At 72.1% G+C, this 22747-nt stretch carries 25 protein-coding genes and 2 tRNA genes; 18 read left to right on the forward strand and 9 right to left on the reverse strand.

Annotation, left to right across the window (positions count from 1 at the left end):
- Positions 1 to 19 precede the first annotated feature (19 nt).
- The 3 genes from ilvC to NL142_RS05690 all read left to right on the forward strand — a co-directional run bounded on the left by ilvC (position 20) and on the right by NL142_RS05690 (position 2075).
- Positions 20 to 1045: a ketol-acid reductoisomerase gene (ilvC, locus tag NL142_RS05680; protein WP_012298794.1), complete on the forward strand. Its 1026-nt coding sequence runs from the start codon at positions 20 to 22 to the stop codon at positions 1043 to 1045.
- Positions 1046 to 1179: 134 nt separating this feature from the next.
- The gene (locus NL142_RS05685) at positions 1180 to 1710 is read left to right on the forward strand and encodes a hypothetical protein (RefSeq protein WP_435081290.1); all 531 of its coding nucleotides are present in this window, start codon (positions 1180 to 1182) and stop codon (positions 1708 to 1710) included.
- On the forward strand, positions 1707 to 2075 hold the full coding sequence (locus tag NL142_RS05690; RefSeq protein ID WP_435081291.1) for a hypothetical protein: 369 nt from the start codon (positions 1707 to 1709) through the stop codon (positions 2073 to 2075). Before NL142_RS05685 ends, NL142_RS05690 begins: the two co-directional genes overlap by 4 nt.
- 9 nt (positions 2076 to 2084) lie before the next feature.
- Here NL142_RS05690 and NL142_RS05695 read toward each other — a convergent pair whose 3' ends face one another.
- Complete coding sequence (locus tag NL142_RS05695; protein WP_435081292.1) at positions 2085 to 2486, reverse strand: DoxX family protein; 402 nt, start codon at positions 2484 to 2486, stop codon at positions 2085 to 2087.
- Positions 2487 to 2551: 65 nt separating this feature from the next.
- Between NL142_RS05695 and serA the strand changes: the two genes are divergently transcribed.
- Positions 2552 to 4141, forward strand: coding sequence for a phosphoglycerate dehydrogenase (gene serA, locus NL142_RS05700; protein ID WP_194682980.1), 1590 nt, complete (start codon positions 2552 to 2554; stop codon positions 4139 to 4141).
- A gap of 78 nt (positions 4142 to 4219) precedes the next feature.
- Here the strand turns inward: serA and NL142_RS05705 are convergent, their stop codons facing one another.
- The gene (locus NL142_RS05705; RefSeq protein WP_194682979.1) at positions 4220 to 4837 is read right to left on the reverse strand and encodes a TetR/AcrR family transcriptional regulator; all 618 of its coding nucleotides are present in this window, start codon (positions 4835 to 4837) and stop codon (positions 4220 to 4222) included.
- Positions 4838 to 4958: 121 nt separating this feature from the next.
- On the opposite strand from NL142_RS05705, the gene NL142_RS05710 reads away from it, so the two are divergent.
- Entirely contained in the window at positions 4959 to 6500 is a 1542-nt protein-coding gene (locus NL142_RS05710; protein WP_435081293.1) for an MFS transporter, read from the forward strand.
- A gap of 76 nt (positions 6501 to 6576) precedes the next feature.
- Here the strand turns inward: NL142_RS05710 and NL142_RS05715 are convergent, their stop codons facing one another.
- Positions 6577 to 6831 carry a DUF6458 family protein gene (locus NL142_RS05715; protein WP_194633417.1) on the reverse strand — a complete coding sequence of 85 codons (255 nt, stop codon included), beginning with the start codon at positions 6829 to 6831 and terminating at the stop codon, positions 6577 to 6579.
- A 115-nt stretch (positions 6832 to 6946) separates the two neighbouring features.
- Here NL142_RS05715 and NL142_RS05720 point away from each other — a divergent pair, with 115 nt between their 5' ends.
- The 9 genes from NL142_RS05720 (at position 6947) to NL142_RS05760 (ending at position 14658) form a co-directional block, all read left to right on the forward strand.
- Entirely contained in the window at positions 6947 to 8014 is a 1068-nt protein-coding gene (locus tag NL142_RS05720) for a 3-isopropylmalate dehydrogenase (protein WP_435081294.1), read from the forward strand.
- Between the two features lie 8 nt (positions 8015 to 8022).
- Entirely contained in the window at positions 8023 to 9159 is a 1137-nt protein-coding gene (locus tag NL142_RS05725) for a branched-chain amino acid aminotransferase (RefSeq protein ID WP_435081295.1), read from the forward strand.
- A 57-nt stretch (positions 9160 to 9216) separates the two neighbouring features.
- Positions 9217 to 9990 carry a fumarylacetoacetate hydrolase family protein gene (locus tag NL142_RS05730; RefSeq protein ID WP_043587710.1) on the forward strand — a complete coding sequence of 258 codons (774 nt, stop codon included), beginning with the start codon at positions 9217 to 9219 and terminating at the stop codon, positions 9988 to 9990.
- 2 nt (positions 9991 to 9992) lie between these two features.
- Positions 9993 to 10751 (forward strand): hypothetical protein, encoded by a 759-nt coding sequence (locus NL142_RS05735; protein ID WP_435081296.1) that lies wholly within the window; start codon positions 9993 to 9995, stop codon positions 10749 to 10751.
- Positions 10752 to 10764: 13 nt separating this feature from the next.
- Entirely contained in the window at positions 10765 to 12285 is a 1521-nt protein-coding gene (gene gltX, locus NL142_RS05740) for a glutamate--tRNA ligase (protein WP_435081297.1), read from the forward strand.
- Positions 12278 to 13243 carry an NAD(P)/FAD-dependent oxidoreductase gene (locus tag NL142_RS05745; RefSeq protein ID WP_435081298.1) on the forward strand — a complete coding sequence of 322 codons (966 nt, stop codon included), beginning with the start codon at positions 12278 to 12280 and terminating at the stop codon, positions 13241 to 13243. The genes gltX and NL142_RS05745 overlap by 8 nt, the downstream gene beginning before the upstream one ends.
- 103 nt (positions 13244 to 13346) lie before the next feature.
- Positions 13347 to 13418 (forward strand) — tRNA-Gln (locus NL142_RS05750).
- Between the two features lie 143 nt (positions 13419 to 13561).
- Positions 13562 to 14476, forward strand: a complete 915-nt coding sequence (locus tag NL142_RS05755) for a hypothetical protein (RefSeq protein ID WP_435081299.1) — start codon at positions 13562 to 13564, stop codon at positions 14474 to 14476.
- A complete protein-coding gene (locus tag NL142_RS05760) occupies positions 14473 to 14658 on the forward strand; it encodes a hypothetical protein (protein WP_043587702.1) in 186 nt (61 codons plus the stop codon). Before NL142_RS05755 ends, NL142_RS05760 begins: the two co-directional genes overlap by 4 nt.
- 98 nt (positions 14659 to 14756) lie before the next feature.
- On the opposite strand, the gene NL142_RS05765 is transcribed toward NL142_RS05760, so the two are convergent.
- The 3 genes from NL142_RS05765 to NL142_RS05775 all read right to left on the reverse strand — a co-directional run bounded on the left by NL142_RS05765 (position 14757) and on the right by NL142_RS05775 (position 17606).
- Positions 14757 to 15767: an aldo/keto reductase family protein gene (locus NL142_RS05765; protein WP_435081300.1), complete on the reverse strand. Its 1011-nt coding sequence runs from the start codon at positions 15765 to 15767 to the stop codon at positions 14757 to 14759.
- A 146-nt stretch (positions 15768 to 15913) separates the two neighbouring features.
- Entirely contained in the window at positions 15914 to 16924 is a 1011-nt protein-coding gene (locus tag NL142_RS05770) for an aldo/keto reductase family protein (RefSeq protein WP_435081301.1), read from the reverse strand.
- A 67-nt stretch (positions 16925 to 16991) separates the two neighbouring features.
- Positions 16992 to 17606, reverse strand: a complete 615-nt coding sequence (locus NL142_RS05775; RefSeq protein ID WP_194682970.1) for a TetR/AcrR family transcriptional regulator — start codon at positions 17604 to 17606, stop codon at positions 16992 to 16994.
- 55 nt (positions 17607 to 17661) lie between these two features.
- Between NL142_RS05775 and NL142_RS05780 the strand changes: the two genes are divergently transcribed.
- Entirely contained in the window at positions 17662 to 18459 is a 798-nt protein-coding gene (locus NL142_RS05780; RefSeq protein ID WP_435081302.1) for an SDR family NAD(P)-dependent oxidoreductase, read from the forward strand.
- Between the two features lie 68 nt (positions 18460 to 18527).
- Here the strand turns inward: NL142_RS05780 and NL142_RS05785 are convergent, their stop codons facing one another.
- From NL142_RS05785 to NL142_RS05795, 3 genes are all read right to left on the reverse strand, one after another.
- Complete coding sequence (locus NL142_RS05785; RefSeq protein WP_435081303.1) at positions 18528 to 19625, reverse strand: TerC family protein; 1098 nt, start codon at positions 19623 to 19625, stop codon at positions 18528 to 18530.
- A 240-nt stretch (positions 19626 to 19865) separates the two neighbouring features.
- Positions 19866 to 20285, reverse strand: a complete 420-nt coding sequence (locus tag NL142_RS05790; protein WP_435081304.1) for a sortase — start codon at positions 20283 to 20285, stop codon at positions 19866 to 19868.
- A 42-nt stretch (positions 20286 to 20327) separates the two neighbouring features.
- Complete coding sequence (locus tag NL142_RS05795; protein ID WP_435081305.1) at positions 20328 to 20966, reverse strand: MBL fold metallo-hydrolase; 639 nt, start codon at positions 20964 to 20966, stop codon at positions 20328 to 20330.
- 169 nt (positions 20967 to 21135) lie between these two features.
- Here NL142_RS05795 and NL142_RS05800 point away from each other — a divergent pair.
- The 3 genes from NL142_RS05800 (at position 21136) to NL142_RS05810 (ending at position 22735) form a co-directional block, all read left to right on the forward strand.
- Positions 21136 to 21211, forward strand: a tRNA-Glu gene (locus NL142_RS05800).
- A 104-nt stretch (positions 21212 to 21315) separates the two neighbouring features.
- Positions 21316 to 22038, forward strand: a complete 723-nt coding sequence (locus NL142_RS05805; protein WP_194682966.1) for a Type 1 glutamine amidotransferase-like domain-containing protein — start codon at positions 21316 to 21318, stop codon at positions 22036 to 22038.
- A 10-nt stretch (positions 22039 to 22048) separates the two neighbouring features.
- Positions 22049 to 22735 carry a uracil-DNA glycosylase gene (locus NL142_RS05810; RefSeq protein ID WP_435081306.1) on the forward strand — a complete coding sequence of 229 codons (687 nt, stop codon included), beginning with the start codon at positions 22049 to 22051 and terminating at the stop codon, positions 22733 to 22735.
- The last annotated feature ends 12 nt before the right edge of the window (positions 22736 to 22747 follow it).

The following is a 22747-nucleotide window of genomic DNA, read 5'->3' on the forward strand; positions in this document are numbered from 1 at the left end:
GAACAAGGAGATCCATCACGTGACTGACATCGTCTACGACAAGGACGCCGACCTCTCGCTCATCCAGGGTCGCAAGGTCGCCGTCATCGGCTACGGCTCGCAGGGCCACGCGCACGCGCTGAACCTCCGCGACTCCGGCGTCGAGGTCGTCATCGGCCTCAAGGAGGGCTCGACCAGCCGCGCCAAGGCCGAGGAGCAGGGCTTCACGGTCAAGACGCCGTCCGACGCGTCCGCGTGGGCCGACGTGATCGTCATCCTCGCGCCCGACCAGCACCAGCGCGGCCTCTACGCCGACAGCGTCCGCGACAACCTCACCGAGGGCAAGACGCTCGTTTTCGCGCACGGCTTCAACATCCGCTTCGGCTACATCGAGGCGCCCGAGGGCGTCGACGTGGTCCTCGTCGCCCCCAAGGGCCCCGGCCACACCGTGCGCCGCGAGTTCGAGGCCGGCCGCGGCGTCCCCGTCATCGTCGCCGTCGAGGTCGACGCGTCGGGCAAGGCGTGGGACCTCGCGTGGTCGTACGCCAAGGGCATCGGCGGCCTCCGCGCCGGCGGCATCCGCACCACCTTCACCGAGGAGACCGAGACCGACCTCTTCGGCGAGCAGGCCGTGCTCTGCGGCGGCACCTCGCAGCTGGTCCAGTACGGCTTCGAGACGCTGATCGAGGCGGGCTACCAGCCGCAGATCGCGTACTTCGAGGTGCTGCACGAGCTCAAGCTCATCGTCGACCTCATGTGGGAGGGCGGCATCGCGAAGCAGCGCTGGAGCATCTCCGACACGGCCGAGTACGGCGACTACGTCTCCGGCCCGCGCGTCATCTCGCCGGACGTCAAGGAGAACATGAAGGCCGTCCTCGCGGACATCCAGTCCGGCGCGTTCGCCGACCGCTTCATCAAGGACCAGGACGCCGGCGCGCCCGAGTTCCTCGAGCTCCGCAAGAAGGGCGAGGAGCACCCGATCGAGTCCACCGGCCGCGAGCTGCGCAAGCTCTTCGCGTGGAACAAGGCCGACGACGACTACACGGACGGCTCGGTCGCCCGCTAGCCGTCGCCCCACCCGCACCACCGGACGCCCGGTCGCCTCGCGCGGCCGGGCGTCCGCGCATCCTCGGGCCGGGGCTGTCCCGGGACCGAGGAGCGTGCGGCGGGCGTCCGGACCGGAGCACGTACCATCGGGGGATGCCCCGCACCCCCGACGACGACGCTCTCAGCTGGGCCGGCGAGGAGGCGGATCCCACGCTCGCCCGCTCGCCCGAGCCGCAGCGCGCGGTGCCGCGCCGCCGCCCCGACGCCGACCCCTCGACCGGGACCGGCCGCGTGTCCGCCCTCGGGGCGACGGCCGCGCGCCGGGCCGCCGCGTCCGGATCCGCGACATCCGGCGCCGACGAGCCGCACGCCCTCGCGATGGACGACGACGCCGTCGCGCCCGACGCCTCGCCCGAGGTGGTGGGGCTCGCCTTCTTCGGCGCCGTCGCGGTCCTCGAGGCCATCGCCTGGTTCTTCGTCGTCCGCGACAACCCGTCGAGCGCCGGATCCGGCTTCCAGGTCGGCGTCGCGCAGGCGACCGAGGCCCTCACGGTGCTCGCGCCGCCGCTGTGGGTCGCCGCCGTGGTCGCCGCCCTGCGCGGCATGCGCGTCGGGCGCCGCATGCTCGCGCTGGCCGCGGGTGCCGTCGTCCTCTTCCCCTGGCCCTGGCTGGTGACGCGATGAGCGCCGAGCAGGCACCCGGCGGCGTGACGGCGACAGCCGCCGCGCGGACGCGCCGCGGTGGGCCGACGCGCGCCGGCTGGGTCGTGGGGATCCTCGGCGCGGTCGCCCACGGGATCCTCGTGTGGCAGGCCGTCGACCAGTACACGGCCTTCCGCGACATCGCGACGGCGTTCGGCGGGTCCCTCCGGCCCGGCACCCTCGCGACGCTCGTCGGCGCGATCCTCGTGCCCGTCGTCGCGTTCGTCCTCGCGGCGCTGGCCACGCGCGGACGCCCCGTCGCCGCGCGCGTCCTGGTCATGCTCGCGGGCCTCGCCGCCGCGAGCGCGCTCACGGTCGGCCTCGCGGCCCTGCTGCCGCTCCTCTGACGCCGGCGGCTAGAGCGGCCAGCCGGCGAACAGCACGAGGGCGATCAGCACCACCTGCGCCACGAGGCGCGGCACGAGCGGGATCGCGATGCGGCCGAAGCGCTCCGGGTGCCGGGCCGCGAACGCGTTCGCCGGGAAGACCGCGACCAGGAAGACCGCCAGCGCGACGCCGGCGGCGAGGCGCACGGGCTCGATCAGCAGGCCGATCCCGCCCGCGATCTCGCAGAGCCCCGTGAACCGCACGAGCACCAGCGGGGAGGGCACGCCGGGCCGCCGGAACGAGGGCGGGATGATCGCCGCCATCGCCCTCGCGGCCTTCGGCGCGAAGTGGTTGACGCCCATCCCGACGAAGACGAGGGCCAGCAGGATCCGCACGGCGAGCTGGATCGCAGCCCACGTCTCATCGCTCATCCGCCCATTCTGGGGCCACTAGCATGTGAGGGTCCCAGCCGCCCCCGCCCGAAGGACCGCCTGAATTGACCAAGCCCGTCGTGCTCATCGCCGAAGAACTCTCGCCCGCCACCGTCGACGCCCTGGGGCCCGACTTCGACGTCCGATCCGTCGACGGCACCGACCGCCCGGCCCTGCTCGCGGCCCTCGCGGAGGCGGACGCCGTGCTCGTCCGCTCCGCGACGAAGATCGACGCGGAGGCCATCGCCGCGGCCCCGCGCCTGCAGGTGGTCGCCCGTGCGGGCGTCGGCCTAGACAACGTCGACATCAAGGCCGCGACCACCGCGGGCATCATGGTCGTGAACGCGCCGACCTCGAACGTCATCTCGGCCGCCGAGCTCGCCATCGGCCACATCCTCTCGCTCGCCCGGTTCATCCCGGACGCGAGCGCCTCGCTCAAGCAGGGCCTCTGGAAGCGCTCGTCCTTCACAGGAGTGGAGCTCTACGAGAAGACCATCGGCATCGTCGGCCTCGGCCGCATCGGCACGCTCGTCGCCCAGCGCCTCGCGGGCTTCGGCGCCACGCTCGTCGCGTACGACCCCTACGTCACGCCGGCCCGCGCGCAGCAGCTCGGCGTGCAGCTCCTCCCGCTCGACGAGCTGATGAAGGCGTCCGACTTCATCACCATCCACATCCCCAAGACGCCCGACACCACGGGCCTCATCGGCACCGAGCAGTTCGCGCTCGCGAAGCCGAGCTTGCGCATCGTCAACGCGAGCCGCGGCGGCATCATCGACGAGGACGCGCTCTACACGGCGCTCAAGTCGAAGCGCATCGCCGGCGCCGGCCTCGACGTGTTCGTCAGCGAGCCGCCCACCGGATCCCCGCTGCTGGATCTCGACAACATCATCGTCACGCCGCACCTCGGCGCGTCCACCGACGAGGCGCAGGAGAAGGCGGGCGTCTCGGTCGCGAGGAGCGTGCGCCTGGCGCTCGGCGGCGAGCTCGTGCCGGACGCCGTCAACGTCGCGGGCGGCGTCATCGATCCCTACGTGCGCCCCGGCATCCCGCTGATGGAGAAGCTCGGCCAGGTGTTCTCCGGCCTCGCCCACGAGGCGCTCACGAGCATCGACGTCGTGGTGCGCGGCGAGCTCGCCGGCTACGACGTCAGCGTGCTGAAGCTCGCGGCGCTCAAGGGGGTCTTCACCAACGTGGTGAGCGAGAACGTCTCCTACGTGAACGCGCCGCTCCTCGCCGAGCAGCGCGGGCTCGAGGTGCGGCTCATCACGGACGCCGTGTCGGAGGAGTACCGCAACGTGCTCAGCATCCGCGGCGCGCTGTCCGACGGCACCCAGGTGTCGGTGTCGGGCACGCTCACGGGCACCAAGCAGATCGAGAAGCTCGTCGAGATCGACGGCTACGACGTCGAGGTGCCGTTCAGCCGCCACCTCATCGTCATGAAGTACGAGGACCGCCCCGGCATCGTCGCGGTCTACGGCAAGGAGTTCGGCGACGCCGAGGTCAACATCGCCGGCATGCAGATCGCCCGCCAGGAGGCCGGCGGCCGCGCGCTCAGCGTGCTCAGCGTCGACTCGCCCGTGCCGGACGGCGTGCTCGAGAACGTGCGGCGGGCGATCCAGGCCACGTCGCTGCGCGAGATCGACATCGCCGACTGATCCCGGTCGGATCGACCACCGCGAGGGCGGCTGCTGCGGCGGCCGCCCTCGCGGCGCGTCCGGGGCCGATCGGCCGCCTCAGCCCCGCGTCGAGCGGATCCGCACGAGGTCGTCGACCACGCGGATGAGCTCGTCGAGCGCATCGTCGGCGGGCGCGGATCCGCCGAGCCAGGGCTGCAGCGCGCTGTTGTAGTAGAGGCCGTCGCCGATGAGGAGCACGGCCCGCGCGACGGCCGGGTCGCCCACGGCCTCGAGGATGACGGCGGCCCACTCGTCCTGCAGGTGCGTGAGCGTGTCTCGGGCGCGCGGGTGGTTGCCCTGCGCGAGGCGGGAGGTCGCGACGTACGCGCGGTCGAAGGGCGTGGCCGTGGACAGCGAGCTGCGGATCCACAGGTCCACCGGCCCGCGCTCGGCCGCCCGGAGCCGCGCGACGTCCGCCTGCGCCAGCGCGGACATGCGGGCGAGCAGCCCGTCGACGAGCGCCTCCTTGCCGCCGAAGTGGTAGAGCAGCCCGCCCTTGGAGACGCCGGCCGCCGCGGCGACGGACTCGAGCGTCGTGCCGCGCTCGCCCTGCTGCACGAGCAGCTCCTCGAAGGCGTCGAGGATGCGGTCGCGTGCGCTGCCGGGGGAGGACGCCGCCGGGTCGGGTGCGCCGTCGGGCGCGGGCGCGGGGTCGTCGGGCGATGAGGCGGGCATGGATCCAGCGTAGCGGCGGGTTGCCCGCTGTACCGACCGGACGGTACAGTGATCCCGGTCGCGCTCGCGGCCCCGTCCGCGCCACCCGCGCCGTCGCCTCCCGACGTCAGGAAGCACCGTCATGTCCACGCCCCGCACCGCATCCGTCCCCGTGACCGCCGCCACCGGCCGCGCCGGGCGACGCCAGTGGGCCGCGCTCGTCGTGCTGATGCTCCCGGTGCTCCTCGTCTCGATCGACAACACGGTGCTGAGCTTCGCGATGCCGTCCATCGCGCGCGACCTCGAGCCGTCGGGCGCCGCGCAGCTCTGGATCATCGACGCGTACCCGCTCGTGCTCGCCGGGCTCCTCGTCGCGATGGGCAACATGGGCGACCGCTACGGCCGCCGACGCCTGCTCATGATCGGCGCGGCCGGCTTCGGCGTCGTCTCGGCCCTCGCCGCCTTCGCGACCGACGCCTCGCAGCTCATCGCCGCGCGCGCCGCCCTCGGCTTCTTCGGCGCGATGCTCATGCCCTCCACGCTGTCGCTCCTCCGTTCGATCTTCACCGACCGGAAGCAGCGCCGCCTCGCGATCGCCATCTGGGCTTCGGGCTTCTCCGGCGGTTCCGCGCTCGGCCCGCTCGTCGGCGGCGTGCTGCTCGAGCACTTCTGGTGGGGATCCGTCTTCCTCGTCGCGGTGCCCGTGCTGCTGCCGCTGCTGATCCTCACGCCCGTGCTCGTGCCCGAGTCGAAGGACCCGGCGCCGGGTCCCATCGATGGCATCGCGATCCTGCTGTCGCTCGCGACCGTCGCGCCCATCGTCTACGCGATCAAGACCTTCGCGACCGAGGGCGTCACGCCGCTCGCGATCGCGGCGCCCGTCGTGGGCGTGGTCGCCGGCATCCTCTTCGTGCGCCGCATGTCGCGGGCGCGGAACCCCATGCTCGACGTCGCGCTGTTCCGCGAGCCCGTGTTCACGGGCGCGGTGCTCGTCAACCTGCTGAGCGTCGTCTCGCTCGTCGGCTTCCTCTTCTTCGTGACGCAGCACCTGCAGCTCGTCGCGGGGCTCGATCCGCTCGCCGCGGGCTTCGCGCTCATCCCCGGATCCGTGGTCGTCATCGTCTCGGGGCTCGTGATCGTGCCGATCGTGGCGCGCGCCCGCCCGTCGCGCGTGGTCGCGATCGCGCTGGCGTTCTCGGCCGTCGCCTACGTGATCCTCGCGGTCACGGGCAATGGCGCATCCGTCGGGCTGCTGGTCTTCGCGTTCTGCCTGCTCGGCGCGGGCATCGGCGCGTCGCAGACCATCTCGAACGACCTGATCATCGCGGCCGTCCCGCCGGCGAAGGCGGGCGCGGCGTCCGCAGTATCGGAGACGGCGTACGAGGTGGGCGCGGTGCTCGGCACCGCCGTGCTCGGCAGCATCCTCACGGCCAGCTACCGCACCGGGCTCGTCCTCCCCGCCGGCCTCTCCGAGGGGGACGCGTCCGCGGCCCGGGAGACGCTCGGGGGAGCGGTGTCGGTCGCCGAGCGCGTGCCGGCCGACGTGGGATCGGCGCTGCTGGAGTCGGCGCACGCGGCCTTCGACGGCGGCGTGGTGACCACCTCGATCATCGGCGCCCTGCTCATGGTCGGCGCGATCGTCATCTCGCTCACGAGCCTCCGCCGCGCCAGCTCGCACGACTGAGCCCGACCCGACCCGTCGCATGCGTCGGGCCCGTCACCCCGCGAGGTGACGGGCCCGACGCGCGCGGAGGAGCGGATCAGACGACGTTGTCGTCCGAGCGCTCGCTGCGCGTGATGCGCTGGCCGGTCGCGGGGTCGATGCGCGTGCGCGTCTCGCTGACGGCCGTGCGGCGGCGGGCGAGGAGCGCGACGCCGATGATGATGACCAGCGCGCCGCCGCCCATCAGGATGTAGCCGACGAGCTGGAGGTCGACGCCGGGGACGGTGATGTCGACGGCGAACGCGAGGATCGCGCCGACGATGACGAGGAAGATGCCGAGTCCGATGCTCATGGGTGGTCCTTCGGGTCCTGCCCGTCGGAGGCGCCGGGTGGATCCACCGTAGCGCGCGGGTGCCCGCGGCGGACGGGTAACCTGGCCCGACACCCACCGAGCCCCGGGAGGATCCATGCCCCGCACCATCTCGCTCGCCGTCGTCCCCGGGGACGGCATCGGCCCGGAGGTCGTCCACGAGGCCCTCCGCGTGCTCCGGGAGGCGGTCCCCGCCGACGTGTCGCTCGACACCACGCAGTACCCCTTCGGCGCCGGCCACTTCCTCGAGACCGGCGAGATCCTCACCGACTCCGACCTGGCGGCCCTCGCGCGGCACGACGCGATCCTGCTCGGCGCCGTCGGCGGCGACCCCCGCGACGCGCGCCTCGCGGGCGGCATCATCGAGCGCGGCCTGCTGCTCAAGCTGCGCTTCGCGTTCGACCACTACATCAACCTGCGGCCGACGACCCTGCTGCCCGGTGTGACCTCCCCGCTCGCGGCTCCCGGCGAGGTCGACTTCGTCGTCGTCCGCGAGGGCACCGAGGGTCCGTACGCCGGCAACGGCGGCGTGCTCCGCCGCGGCACCGAGCACGAGATCGCGACCGAGGTGTCCGTCAACACGGCGCACGGCGTCGAGCGCACCGTCCGGTTCGCGTTCGACCTGGCCTCGAAGCGCGACCGCAAGCGCGTCACCCTCGTGCACAAGACGAACGTGCTGACCTTCGCCGGGTCCCTCTGGCAGCGCACCGTCGACCGCGTCGCCGCCGAGCACCCCGACGTCACCGTGGACTACCTGCACGTCGACGCCACGATGATCTTCCTGGTCACCGACCCGTCCCGCTTCGACGTGATCGTCTCCGACAACCTCTTCGGCGACATCATCACCGACCTCGCGGCGGCCATCTCGGGCGGCATCGGCCTCGCCGCGTCCGGCAACGTCAACCCCACGGGCGCGTTCCCGAGCATGTTCGAGCCGGTGCACGGATCCGCGCCCGACATCGCCGGCCAGCAGAAGGCCGACCCGACCGCGGCGATCCTGTCGGTGGCGCTCCTGCTCGACCACCTCGGCCTGTCGGACGCCGCCGCGCGCGTCACGGCCGCGGTCTCGGCCGACCTCGCCGCGCGCGCCGACGGCGACACCGCACCCCGATCCACCGCGGAGGTCGGCGACGCCGTCATCCGCGCCCTCTCCACGAACCGCTGAAGGACCCCATGAGCACCACCAGCAGCACAGCCTCCACCCACGGCATCACGTCCACCGCCTTCCCCCTGTCCTTCGAGCAGACCCCGTCGGAGAGCGCCCGCGCCGACGCCGAGCGGGAGGCGATCCTCGCCGACCCGGGCTTCGGCAAGCACTTCACGGACCACATGGTCCAGATCGATTGGACGCTCGACGCCGGCTGGCACGACGCCCGCGTCGTCCCGTACGGGCCGCTCCAGCTGGATCCGGCGGCGAGCGTGCTGCACTACGGCCAGGAGATCTTCGAGGGCATGAAGGCGTACCGCCACGCCGACGGATCCGTGTGGACCTTCCGCCCCGACCGCAACGCCGCCCGCCTCCAGCGCTCGGCCCGCCGCCTCGCGCTGCCCGAGCTGCCCACGGAGGACTTCGTCGAGTCGGTGCGACAGCTGGTCCGCGCCGACCTGGACTGGGTGCCGTCGGCGCCCGAGCAGAGCCTGTACCTGCGTCCGTTCATGATCGCCAACGAGAGCTTCCTCGGCGTGCGCGCGGCCCAGCGCGTGGGCTACTACGTCATCGCGAGCCCCGCGGGCGCGTACTTCACGGGTGGCGTCGCACCCGTGTCCATCTGGCTGTCCACGCAGTACTCCCGCGCGGGCAAGGGCGGCACCGGCGCCGCCAAGTGCGGCGGCAACTACGCCGCGTCGCTCCTCCCGCAGGCGGAGGCCGCGTCGCACGGCTGCGCGCAGGTGCTGTTCCTCGACTCCGAGGAGGGCCGCTACCTCGAGGAGCTCGGCGGCATGAACATCGTCCTGGTCTACAGGGACGGCCGCCTCGTCACGCCCGACTCGGAGAGCATCCTCGAGGGCATCACGCGCGACTCGATCCTCGAGCTCGCGCGCGACCGCGGCCTCACGGTCGAGAAGCGGCGCGTCGAGCTGTCGGAGTGGGTCGACGGCGTCGCGTCCGGCGAGATCACCGAGGTGTTCGCGTGCGGCACCGCGGCGGTCATCACGCCCATCGGCCGCCTGATGGGCGAGGGCCTCGACGTCGGCGACATCGAGGCGCCCGCGGGCGAGCTGACGATGTCGCTGCGCCAGGAGCTCACCGACATCCAGTACGGCCGGATCCCGGACCGCCACGGCTGGCTCACGCGCCTCGACGCGTAGCGCTCGTCCGCTCGTGCCGGCGGCCGCGCGCCGTCGGCACGGCTAGGGTCGTGTCTCGTGAAGATCGCGCGTTTCAGCACCGGTGACGACCCCCGCTTCGGCATCCTCGACGAGGAGGAGGGCCACCTGGTCGTCCTCTCCGGCGACCCCATGTTCAGCGGCTACCAGACGACGGGGGAGCGCGTGCCGCTCGCCGACGCCCGGCTGCTCGCGCCGGTGATCCCGCGCTCCAAGGTCGTCGCGGTGGGCCGCAACTACGCGGCGCACGCCGCCGAGCACGGCAGCGAGGCGCCCACCACGCCGCTCATCTTCCTCAAGCCCAACACCTCGGTCATCGGTCCGGACGACGCGATCCGCCTCCCGGCCGACAGCCAGCAGGTCGAGCACGAGGGCGAGCTGGCGGTCGTCATCGGCCGGATCACGCGCGACGTGTCGGTGGAGGACGCGGCGCGCTCGATCTTCGGCTACACGATCGGGAACGACGTGACCGCCCGCGACATCCAGCACTCCGAGAGCCAGTGGGCGCGCGCCAAGGGCTACGACACGTTCTGCCCGCTCGGCCCGGTCATCGAGACCGAGGGCTCGTTCGAGGACGCGCTCATCGAGACCCGCGTCGACGGGGAGCTGCGCCAGTCCGGCCGCACGAGCGAGATGGTGCACACGGTGCCCGAGCTCATCGCGTTCGCCTCGCGCGTGTGGACCCTGCTGCCCGGCGACGTGATCCTCACCGGTACGCCCGCGGGCGTCGGCCCGTTCACCGACGGCCAGGTCGTCGAGGTGTCGATCGAAGGCATCGGCACGCTCTCCAACCCCGCGCGCGCCCGCGCCTGACCGTGATCCGCCCCGGCCGTCCCGCGCGCCTCGCGCTGGCGGCCGCGGTGGTGGCGTTGCTCTCGGGCTGCGTCTACGACGTGTCGGACTATGGGCTGGAGACGCCGGGGCCGACGGACGCGGCCACGCCGACCGCGTCGCCGACCCCGGGCGCCGCGGAGCTCGGCCTGCCGGCCGGCTGCACGCCCGCCGACCTCTCGATCGACTGGGCGGAGCCGCAGGCGGGACCCGTCGACGAGCTGCTCGCCGTGCGCGTGATGCAGGTGCGGATCCCGAGCGCGGGGGAGCAGCCCGGCCTCGGATCCACGACCCAGCGCGTCACGCGGAACGACATCGCGTTGCGCCCGGCGCTCCGCCTGGAGCTCGACAAGCGGGACGGATCCGCGACCCCCGTCGCCGACGACCTCGCGCCGTCGGATACCTGGGCCTCGTTCCTCGGGGCAGATCTCCGCGACCGCGATCTCGTGGGGCCGCGGTTCGGGCGGCCGCTGCAGATCACCTCGTTCGATCCCGTGCTCGACCGCGAGGCCCGCTACGTGATCGGGTACCTCGGCTCCGCGCAGTCCGCGCACGTCACGGTCACGGGCTGCGATGGCGCGTTCCGCGGATCCGGCACGCTCGAGGGGCTCGACCCGACGCGGTCCGCCGGCGCCGTCCTCCTCGAGTGCGGCGTGCCGCCCGGCGACCAGTACGACCGGTGGGACCTCCTCGAGCCGTACTGCGCCGACGGGGCCGCGGGGGCGGCGGGCACCGAGCCCTAGAATCGGACCCAGGATGACTGAGACAACCGCGCACCCCGTGACCCAAGCCACCGGCACCGACGTCCGCGTCCGGTTCTGCCCGTCCCCGACCGGGACGCCGCACGTGGGGCTCATCCGCACGGCGCTCTTCAACTGGGCGTATGCGCGCCACACGGGCGGCAAGCTCGTCTTCCGCGTCGAGGACACCGACGCCGCGCGCGACAGCGAGGAGAGCTACGGGCAGCTCATCGAGGCGCTGCGCTGGCTCGAGATCGACTGGGACGAGGGCGAGGGCGTCGGCGGACCGCACGCGCCGTACCGCCAGTCGCAGCGCACCGAGCTGTACCTCGACGTGATCCGGAAGCTCACCGAGTCCGGCCACCTCTACGAGAGCTATGCGACGGCCGAGGAGATCGAGGCCCGCAACCGCGCCGCCGGCCGCGACCCGAAGATGGGCTACGACAACTTCGAGCGCGACCTCACCGAGGCCGAGCGCCAGGCGTTCCGCGACGAGGGCCGCGCGCCCGCCCTCCGCCTCCGCGTGCCGGACACCGACCTCTCGTTCGACGACCTCGTTCGCGGCACGGTCACGTTCCCCGCCGGATCCTTCCCCGACTTCGTGCTCGTGCGCCCCAACGGCGCCCCGCTGTACACGCTCGTGAACCCCGTCGACGATGCGCTCATGGGGATCACGCACGTGCTCCGCGGCGAGGACCTGCTCTCGTCCACTCCCCGGCAGATCGCGCTGTACCACGCGCTCATCGACATCGGCGTGGCCGACGCCATCCCGCGCTTCGGCCACCTGCCGTACGTGATGGGGGAGGGCAACAAGAAGCTCTCCAAGCGCGACCCCGAATCGAACCTGTTCCACCACCGCGACCGCGGCTTCATCCCCGAGGGCCTCATCAACTACCTGGCGCTGCTCGGCTGGTCGCTCACGCACGACCGCGACGTGTTCTCGCGGATGGAGATGGTCACCGCGTTCGACGTCGCCGACGTCACGCCCGCTCCCGCGCGCTTCGACCTCAAGAAGGCGGAGTCGCTGAACGGCGACCACATCCGCCTGCTCGCCCTCGACGACTTCGCCCAGCGCCTCGTGCCCTACCTGCAGGCGGCGAACGTGGTCGGCGCCGAGCTCACGCACGACGAGCAGCGCATGCTCGACGCGGCCGCCCCGCTCGTGCAGGAGCGCATGCAGCTCCTCGGCGAGGCGCCCGACCTCCTCTCCTTCCTCTTCACGACGGCCGACGCGCTGCCCTACGACGACGCGGCCGTCCAGGCGCTCAAGGACGACGCCCCCGAGGTGGTCGCGGCCTCGCGCGGCGCCCTCGCCGGGGTCCCGCACACGCAGTGGGACATCGACCTCGTCCAGGAGGTGCTGCAGAACACCCTCATCACCGGCATGGGCATGAAGCCGCGCCTCGCCTACGGCCCGCTCCGCGTCGCCGTCTCTGGGCGCCGCATCTCGCCGCCGCTGTTCGAGTCGATGGTGCTGCTCGGCAAGGACGAGACCATCGCGCGCCTCGATCGCCTCGCGGGGATGCTCGGTGCCTGACGCATCGGTGCCTGACGACGCGGGCGCGGGATCCACCGCGACCGGCGACTCCTACGACGTCGTCGTCATCGGCGCGGGCCCCGCGGGCCTGTCCGCCGCGCTGAACCTGGTGCGCGCCCGCCGTCGCACGCTCGTGCTCGACAGCAGCCGTCCGCGCAACGCCGCGACGCTCATGTCGCACGGCTTCGTCACCCGCGACGGGATCTCCCCGCTCGAGCTCCGCAAGCTCGGCCAGGTCGAGGTCGAGGGGTACGACGAGGGCGAATTCCAGCTCGCCGTCGTGCAATCGGCTGAGCCCGCCGAGGGCGGCTTCACGATCCGCGCGAAGGGCGTGCGCCGCGCGCCCGACCGCGAGGTGCACGCGCGCCGGGTCCTCATCGCCACGGGCCTCGTGGAGACGCTGCCCGACCTGCCGAGCATCCGCGCCTACTACGGCACCGCCGTGCACAGCTGCATGGAGTGCGACGGCTACGAGAAGGCCGACGAGCCGCTCTTCCTCATCGGCGAGACCGACGACCTCGTGGAGCGCGCGCTGCTGCTCTCGCAGTGGTCGCGCGACATCATCGTCTTCACGAACGGCGTCGCGGAGATCGACGAGGCGGGGGAGCGCGGGCTCGCGTCGCTCGGCATCCGCGTCGACCGCCGACCCGTCGCCGACATCGAGGGCGAGCGCGCGGTCGTCACGGGCATCCGGCTGCAGGACGGCTCGGTCGTCCCGCGCACCGGCGGCTTCGTGCGCCCGCGCTACTCGACCGCGCTCGACTTCCTCGCCGGGCTCGACCTCGACACGGATCACGACGGCCACATCGCCGTCGATGCCGAGGGCCGCACCTCGCACGCGGGCGTCTACGCGGCGGGCGACAGCTCGCAGCCGGGCCCGCAGCAGCTGATCATCGCGGCCGGCTTCGGGGCGCGTGCAGCCAGCGCGATCAACCGGGACCTGCTGCCCGTGATCTGACGGGTGGGGCCCGTCGGGCGCGCTCCGGTCCGGCGCCTGCCGGTTTGGCGCGGATCCGGCCGATGGGCTACACTCGACGAGGCCCGATCGCGCATCGGGGCCTTGGGGTATGGTGTAATTGGCAACACGGAAGATTCTGATTCTTTTGTTCTTGGTTCGAGTCCAGGTACCCCAGCACCGAATACGCAGGAAATGACAGGCCCGGACATCCGGGCCTTTTCCTTTTCCCGCTTCCTCCACAGTCCTCGGTGATGCGTCCTGGTCGCCGCTCTCATCTGGCAGCGGCCGGATGTCGGCCCGTCGGGCCATGATCGAGGCATGCCAGACCGTACGAGGGGACGACCGATCACCCGCCCCGTCGTGCTCCAGCGGTGGCTCGTCGTGGCCGGAGCGATGGTCGCGCTGGCGACGCTCGTGGGCCTCCTGGTCACTGCGGAGTGGAGGGTCCTCACCGCAGCGGTGTCCGCCCTCGCCGTGTTCGCCGGGGTCGTCCTGGCGTGGCGCAAGACGGTCGCGGAGGAGGCGCTGCGGGCGCGGGCCGGCTCCCAGGAGGAGGAGGCGCTCCGACGGGCGCGTGCGGAGCGGGAGCGCAGCGCGATCCTGTTCGGCTACAACCTCAGCGAGCTCCTCGGGACGATCGACGGCCTCGCCCGCCGCCCGCCCTCGGAGCGATCCCAGGAGATCGCGGCCGTCCGGCAGTCCGCCGCGGTGCAGTGCAAGGAGGGCGTCGGCGCGGTGGATGCCCGTGCCGCGTACTTCCGCGTGGATGACCTCCGCGCGGTCCGTCGCCGGATGACGCCGGACAAGGTCGCGAGCAGCCCCGAGCGCACGGACGGCTTCACGACCGTGTTCGAGGAAGCAGGTGACGACGACCAGGACGTGTGGGAGGTCCTCGACGGACGCCGTCCCACCTCGTTCGTCGAGGACGTCGCGGAGTGGGAGACCGGCCGGATCGGTGCGCGCGGGACGCGCTCCTACGGCACGTTCATCACCGCCCGCGTCGAGGCGGGCGGCGTGGCCTTCGGCATCCTCACCGTGAACGCCGTCCGTCCCGGCAGCCTCCTCCACGAGGACAAGCTCTACGTCGCGGCCATGGCGAGGATCCTGGGCCTCGCGGAGCTGCTGTGCCTCACGACGCACGCGCACCGGACCGCGACGGATGCCGCCGTGGGCCGCAGCGGGACGTCGGGCGTCGTGCCTATGATCGGGTACCGGCAGGAAGGCGCATCATGAGCGACACCATCATCTGGAGCTCCGACACCGGCGAGTTCACCGAGGTCCCGCACCCCGAACGTCGTCGTGAGGCCATCCGCGCTGTCCTCGCCGACATCCAGGAGGACCCGCGCGCATCTGTCCGCGTCGTCGAGGAGCGTTCGCGCGCCCGCCTCCGTTGGGCTGACCGGGCCGAGGCCTGATCACCCGCGACCGGCGTCCGGTCGAGCAGGTCCCATGATGACGGCCCCGCCCGAGTATCTGCTCGAGCGGGGCCGTCGTCGCGTCCAGCGGGTGCGGATCAGGCGAGGCGCCCCTTCGGGGAGCTGTCGCTGGTCTTCGACGGGTCCTTCTCCACGACGTCGCCGAGGGCGTCGTCGATGCGGGTCAGGAGCTCCGCGGGGATCTTCACGCCCGAGGCCTTGACGTTCTCGTGGACCTGCTCGGGGCGCGAGGCGCCGATGATCGCGGAGGCGACGTTGTCGTTCTGGAGCACCCATGCGACCGCGAGCTGGGCGAGCGACAGGTCCAGCTCGTCGGCGACGGGCTGCAGCTCCTGCACGCGCGTGAGGACGTCGTCGTTCATGTAGCGCTTGATCATGTCGGCGCCGCCCTTGTCGTCCGTGGCGCGGGAGCCCTGCGGCAGGTCCTGGCCGGGCTTGTACTTGCCGGTGAGGACGCCCTGGGCGATGGGGGACCAGACGATCTGCGAGATGCCGAGGTCCTTCGAGGTCGGGACGACCTCCTCCTCGATGACGCGCCAGAGGGCCGAGTACTGCGGCTGGTTCGAGATGAGCTGGAAGCCGAGCTCGCGGGAGAGGCCGTGCGCCGCGCGGAGCTGCTCGGGGGTCCACTCGCTGACGCCGATGTAGAGCGCCTTGCCCTGGCGGACGACGTCGGCGAAGGCCTGCATCGTCTCCTCGAGCGGGGTCTCGTAGTCGTAGCGGTGGGCCTGGTAGAGGTCCACGTGGTCGGTCTGGAGGCGCTCGAGCGAGCCGTCGATCGACGCCATGATGTGCTTGCGCGAGAGGCCGGTGTCGTTGTGGCCCTTGGCGCCGGTCGGGAAGTAGACCTTCGTGAAGATCTCGAGCCCGTCGCGGTCCTCGCCCTTGAGCGCGTCACCGAGGACCTTCTCGGCGACGGTGTTCGCGTAGCCGTCCGCGGTGTCGAACGTGGTGATGCCGGCCTCGAGGGCCGCCTGCACGCACTGCGTGGCGGTGTCGTTCTCGACCTGCGACCCGTGGGTCAGCCAGTTGCCGTACGTGATCTCGGAGATCTTGAAGCCTGAGTTGCCTAGATAGCGGAATTCCATCCTCCGAGCCTACGCCGGGCGCGCTGGGCGACCCCGGGACGCGGTCTGTCCGACCGGTGACCGGGAGATGCACGTGCGGCCCCGTCCGATGGTCTCGGGCGGGGCCGCACGGTCGTGCAGGAGGAGGAGGAGGAGGAGGAGGAGGATCAGGCCTCGCGGGTCTTCGGCGAGCTGTCCTCGGTCTTGCGCGGGTCCCTCTCGACGATGTCGCCGAGGGCGTCGTCGATGCGGGTGAGGAGCTCCGCGGGGATCTTCACGCCGGACGCCTTCACGTTCTCGTGCACCTGCTCGGGACGCGATGCGCCGATGATCGCGGAGGCCACGTTCTCGTTCTGGAGCACCCACGCGACGGCGAGCTGCGCGAGCGACAGGTCCAGCTCGTCGGCGACGGGCTGGAGCGCCTGCACGCGGGAGAGGGTGTCGTCGTTCATGAACCGCTTGATCATGTTCGCGCCGCCCTTGTCGTCGGTCGCGCGGGATCCGGACGGCAGCTCCTGGCCGGGCTTGTACTTGCCCGTCAGCACGCCCTGGGCGATGGGGGACCACACGATCTGCGAGATGCCCAGCTCCCTCGAGGTCGGCACGACCTCCTCCTCGATGACGCGCCAGAGTGCCGAGTACTGCGGCTGGTTCGAGATGAGCTGGAAGCCCAGCTCGGTGGCGAGGGCGTGGCCGGCGCGCAGCTGCTCGCTCGTCCACTCGCTCACGCCGATGTAGAGGGCCTTGCCCTGGCGGACGACGTCGGCGAACGCCTGCATCGTCTCCTCGAGGGGCGTCTCGTAGTCGAATCGGTGCGCTTGGTACAGGTCGATGTAGTCGGTCTGGAGGCGCGTGAGCGACGCGTCGACGGAGTCCATGATGTGCTTCCGCGAGAGCCCCACGTCGTTGTGGCCCTTGGGCCCGGTGGGGCCGAAGACCTTGGTGAAGATCTCGATCGAGGCACGTCGCTCGTCCTTGAGCGCCTCGCCGAGCACGGTCTCCGCCTTGGTGTTGGCGTAGACGTCCGCGGTGTCGAATGTGGTGATCCCCGCCTCGAGCGCGGCCTTCACGCACGCGGTCGCGGTGTCGTTCTCGACCTGCGATCCGTGGGTGAGCCAGTTGCCGTAGGTGATCTCGGAGATCTTGAAGCCGGAGTTGCCGAGGTATCTGAATTCCATGCTCCGACCGTACGCCGGGCACCTCCGCGGTCCCGCACGAAAGTGTGCGACGGGGCCGGCGGCGCGGTCAGGCGGCGGGGGAGCGGATCACGTGCAGGGGCGCGAGCGCGGTGTCGAGCGCCGCCTCCAGCGGCCAGGCCGAGCGCTCCGGCTGGCTGAGCACCAGGCCGCCCTGGATGGCCGCGAGGATCACGGTGGCGATGCGCTCCGGATCCGCCGTCGCCGCGACGAGACCCGCCTCCCGCATCCGCTCGACGCCGCGGGCGAGGAACGCGCGCCATGCTCGCATGGACGCGGCGATCGTGCGCTCGAGCTCCGCGTCGACGGCCGCGGCCTGCGTGGCGAGCGAACCGATGGGGCACGCCCACCGCCCGCGGCCGATGTAGTAGTCGACGAGACCCGTGCGCCACGCCTCCCACGACTCCCACGAGCCCAGGTCGTGGATGTGCGGCTCCTGCGCCTCGAGGAGCTGGCGGCCCTCCCACTCGGCGACCTCCCGCACGAGCTCGATCTTGCCGCCCGGGAAGTAGTGGAACAGCTGGCTCTTGCTCGTCAGCGTCGCCGCGCGCACGTCGTCGAGGGTCGTGCCGCCGATGCCGGTGGCGAGGATCTGCTCGCCCGTCGCCTCGATGATCCGCTGGCGGGTGCGGCGCCCGCGCTCGGTGATCTTGGGCTCGGCCATGCCCTGATCCTACCGTTGTGGACCGGAAGGTCCAATGCGTGCTATCAATTGGACCATGCAGTCCAACAATGAAGTCCTCCAGTCCCTCGTCCCCGACACCCGTCTCGCCAGCCGCACGGCCGTCGTCACCGGATCCACCAGCGGCATCGGCGAGGCCGTCGCCCGCGTGCTCGCCTCCTCCGGCGCGGAGGTCGTCGTCAGCGGCCGCGACGTCGATCGCGCCCGTTCCGTCGTCGACGCCATCACCGCGGCGGGCGGCATCGCCCACGCGGTGCCGGCCGACCTCGGCGGCGGGTACGACGTCATTCGCGCCTTCGCCCGCGACGCCGCCGCGGCCCTGGGCGGACGCGTCGACATCCTCGTGAACAACGCCGGCGTCTACCCGGTGGGCACGACCGCCGGCCTCGCCGACGACGACCTCGACGCGATCCTCGCGGTCAACGTCCGCGCGCCGCACGTGCTCGTCGCCGAGCTCGCGCCCGCCATGGCCGAGCGCGGCACGGGCGCGATCGTGGACGTCGGCTCGTGGATGTCCCGGGTGGGCATCCCGTTCGGCGCGGCCTACACGGCGTCGAAGGCCGCGATCGAGCAGATGACGCGCACGTGGGCGGCGGAGTACGGGCCGCGCGGCGTGCGCGTGAACTCGGTGGCGCCGGGCGCGACCTCGACCCCGGGCAACGCGGCGGATGCGGATGCGGTCGCCGCGATGACCGCCACCACCGTCGCCGGCGTGCCCGTGCGTCCGGTCGACATCGCGTTCGCGGTGCGCTTCCTCGTCTCGGACGAGGCGTCGTTCGTCCACGGCGCACGGCTCGACGTCGACGGCGGGATCGCGAGCACGCGGCTCGGCTGACCCGCGCCGCGCACGACGACGCCCGCCCCCGGATCCGGGAGCGGGCGTCGTGGTCGTGCGCGGGAGCGCTAGCGGCGCGGGGCGTCCGCGTCGCGGCTCACGTCGACGCTGCGGCCGGAGCCACGGGCCGCGTCGTCGTCTGCGTCGGCCGGGGCATTCTCGCCCTCGGCGGAGGCCGCGGAATCCGTGCCCTCGACCGCGGTGCCGTCGCGCTTCGTCTTCGCGAGGCTGGCCACGGTCGCCACCGTGATGGTGAGGAGGATGAACGACAGCGAGAACCAGATGGGGATCTCGGGCGCCCAGAGCATCGGCTCGCCGCCGTTGATGAAGGGCACCTCGTTCACGTGCATCGCGTGCAGCACGAGCTTCACGGCGATGAAGCCGAGGATCACCGCGAGCCCCTGCGAGAGGTACACGAGGCGCTCGAGGAGCCCGGAGATCAGGAAGTACAGCTGGCGGAGGCCGAGCAGCGCGAACGCGTTGGCGGTGAAGACGATGTACGCCTCCTGCGTCAGGCCGAAGATCGCGGGGATGGAGTCGAGCGCGAACAGCACGTCGGTGAGGCCGATGGCGAGCATCACCAGGAACATCGGGGTGAAGAGCTTCTTGCCGTCGACGCGGGTCGTCAGCTTGTCGCCGTCGTAGTGGTCCGAGGTGGGGATGAAGCGGCGGAGCACTCGGATGAGCTTCGAGTCGGACTCGTCCTCGTCGTGCGTCTCCTTCATCTGCTTGTAGGCCATGACGAGCAGCAGGGCGCCGAAGAGGTAGAAGACCCAGGAGAAGTTGTCGATGATCGCGGAGCCCATCGCGATGAAGATCCCGCGCATCACGAGGGCTATCGCGATCCCGACGAGCAGCACCTTCTGCTGGAATGCGCGCGGCACGGCGAAGCTCGACATGATGATGAGGAAGACGAAGAGGTTGTCCACGCTCAGGGCCTTCTCCGTCACGTAGCCGGCGAAGTACTCGCCGCCGAAGGTCCAGTTCGAGAAGACGCCGACGCCGACGCCGAACACGAGCGCGATGACGATGTAGACGACCGACCAGGTCGCGGACTCCTTGAGCGTCGGCTCGTGCGCCTTCCGCACGTGCGCGAAGAAGTCGAAGACCAGGAGGCCGAGGACGGCCGCGATGGTCGCGGCCCAGAGCCAGAAGGGGACATCCATTGTGGGTTCTCCAGTACTCGGACCGCTCGTGGGTCCGGTGGGGTACTGAAGGTCTCCTCCACCCCGCGAGCTGCTGCTCACGGAACCGGCCGTACGGGTCGGAGTGGTCCGACCGTATTGACGACACGACCGCCGGATGGGAGTACTCCCCTTCGAGGGAACACCCTATACGGCCGCATGGAGCGCTCCGGACCGCGCGGGCGGATCCCCAGCTGACGCCTGGTCGGGAGCGGAGGCCCGCTATTCGAGGAAGAGCAGGACGATCCCCGCGACGGCCGCGAGGGCGCCGATGCCGATGAGCACGAGCCCGGTCACGCGGAGCGCCCGGCCGTCGAGCTCGGGGGCGTGCGTACGGACGCGCCACGGGGAGCGCGGCGAGAACCAGACGCGCACGTCGGATCCCGCGGCGAGGTCGTGGGTCTCCGGGGTGTCGGCCGGCGCCTCGTGCACGTCGCCGTCGCCGTCGAACCAGCGGAGGACGCGCCCGGGTGCTGCGCCGTCCTCGCGCGCGGGCCCGTCCGCGACGAGGCCCTCGGCCGTCGTCCAGCGCCGGCCCAGCAGGCGGATCGACAACCCCGCGACGTAGAGCAGGACGCCGGGGACGAGCGCGATCCAGGTGAGGAACTCGATGATGAGCGACGCCGCGGCGAGACCGTCCATGCCGATGACCCCGCGTCCGCTCGTCGAGAGCCCGAACAGGGCCTAGAGGTCGATGCTATCGCCGGGCTCGAGGGCGTGGAACTCGCCGCCGCCCTGCTCGGTCGCCCACTGCAGGCGCCCGTTCGAGATGGCCTTGCCCGCGGTGGAGAGCACCATCTCGTGCGTGGGGAAGGCGCGGCGCGGCTTCACGGCGAGCACGTAGTCGATGGACTCGCTGATCTTCATCCACGGCGCGCCCGCGGGAGCGGCGAGCAGGTCGACCTCGACGCCCTCCGGGATGGTGAACGAGTCGCCCGCGTAGTAGAGCGTGTCGTTGACGAGCACGCCGAGGTTGTCGACCACGGGGATGGACTCGTGGATCACGGCGTGCGTGCCGCCGAAGAAGCGCAGCGTGAAGGGTCCGGCCTCGATGGTGTCGCCGGCCTCGACCACGGTCACGTCGAAGTCGCCGACCGCGGCCGCGACCCCGGACGGGGCGTAGATGGGCACGCTCTCGTTCTTGTCGAGGATCCGCTTGAGCTGCTCCGGGGTCCAGTGGTCCGCGTGCTCGTGGGTGATGACGATGGCATCGGCGTTCATGGCCTCCGTGATGGGGGTCGTGAAGGAGCCCGGGTCGATGAAGAGCTTGCGCCCCGAGAGTTCCAGGACCAGGGCGGCGTGCTCGAGCTTCGTCAATCGCATGAGAGGAGCCAACACCGTCGGAGCGGCCGGGGCAAACCGGCGCGCGGGGGCGTCCGGACGCGCCCGTCGGGGGCGCGCGATCGGGACGGGATCGGGCGGATCCGGCCCGGTCGGGGCTCGATTTGGTCGGGCTGTGCGCGCTGTGGCATACTCGACGAGTTGCAAAAACGGCCCCATCGTTTAGCGGCCTAGGACACCGCCCTCTCACGGCGGTAACACCGGTTCGAATCCGGTTGGGGTCACCACCGCATCACCAGCCCGGTCCCTCCTCACGGAGGTGCCGGGCTTTCTTCTTGCCCTCGTCGCCCGCGGGGCCGGGGCGCACGGCTCGGCCCTGTACCGTCGAGGGGTGAGTGTGCACCTGGTCGGAGGCGGCCTGTCGGATGACGACACCCCCCTCCTCGCGCGGTTCCTGTCCGAGGCGACGACGAGGGCGACCGATGCCGCCCGGTTGGAGCCGGCCCGCATCGCCGTGGTCCTCGTGCACGACGGCCTGGGTGCCGAGTGGTTCGACGAGTACGCCGGCGCGCTGCGTGCCGCGGGCGCGTGCGAGCCGGTCGCCGTGCTGGCGCCGGAGGGCGGGTCCATCGAGGTCGCGCAGCTGCAGGACGTCGACGGCATCGTCGTCGGCGGCGGCCTGACCCCCGCGTACCGCAAGGCGCTCGAGCCGGTCTTCGGCGAGATCCGCCGCCAGGTCACCGCCGGGGTCCCGTACCTCGGCTTCTCCGCGGGCGCCGCGGTCGCCGCCGAGACCGCCATCGTCGGCGGCTGGCGCATCGGCGACGTCGAGGTCGTGCAGGAGTCCGCCAGCGAGGACCTCGACGAGGTCACCGTCGAGCAGGGCATCGGCCTCATCGACGTCGCGGTCGACGTGCACGCCGCCCAGTGGGGCACCCTCACCCGGCTCATCGCCGCGACCGAGGCCGGGCTCGTCGAGGGCGGCGTCGCCATCGACGAGGGCACCGTGCTCATCGTGGGCGAGGGCCAGCTGGTCGTCGAGGGACGCGGCAGCGTCTGGTCGGTCATCGGCTCGGAGACGGGCGTCACCGTCAGCTCCGCCGGCGCGTCCTGATCCGCCGCCCGTGGCGCTGACCCTGCCCGAGCTCGTCGAGCGCGGCCTCATGGACGCAGGCTGGGCCGACGTGCTCGCGCCCGTCGCCGACGAGATCGCGCGGATGGGGGAGTGGCTGCGCGCCGAGGTCGCCGCCGGCCGCCCCTACCTCCCCGCGGGCGACCGCGTGCTGCGCGCGTTCCAGCAGCCGCTCTCCGACGTGCGCGTGCTCATCGTCGGGCAGGATCCGTACCCCACGCCCGGCCACCCCGTCGGCCTCTCCTTCTCGGTCGAGCCCGACGTGCGGCCCGTGCCGCGGAGCCTCGTCAACATCCACCGCGAGCTGCGCGACGACCTGGGGATCCCGACCCCCGAGCACGGCGACCTCACCGCGTGGACCCGCAGCGGCGTGCTGCTGCTCAACCGCGTGCTCACCGTGCGGCCGGGCGCGCCCGCGTCGCACCGCGGCAAGGGCTGGGAGGCCGTGACGGAGTGCGCGATCCGCGGCCTGGCGGCGCGCGGCGGCCCGCTCGTCGCGATCCTCTGGGGCAAGGACGCGGGATCCCTCGCGCCCCTGCTCGCGCCCGTGCCGTCGATCACCTCGGTGCACCCGAGCCCGCTGTCGGCGTCGCGCGGGTTCTTCGGCTCGAAGCCGTTCAGCCGGGCGGACGCGCTCCTCGCCGAGCAGGGCGCCGACCCGGTCGACTGGCGGCTCTGAGCCGGTCCCGCG

Origin of the sequence: Clavibacter quasicaliforniensis (assembly GCF_051201715.1) — a bacterium.
Classification (GTDB): domain Bacteria; phylum Actinomycetota; class Actinomycetes; order Actinomycetales; family Microbacteriaceae; genus Clavibacter; species Clavibacter seminis.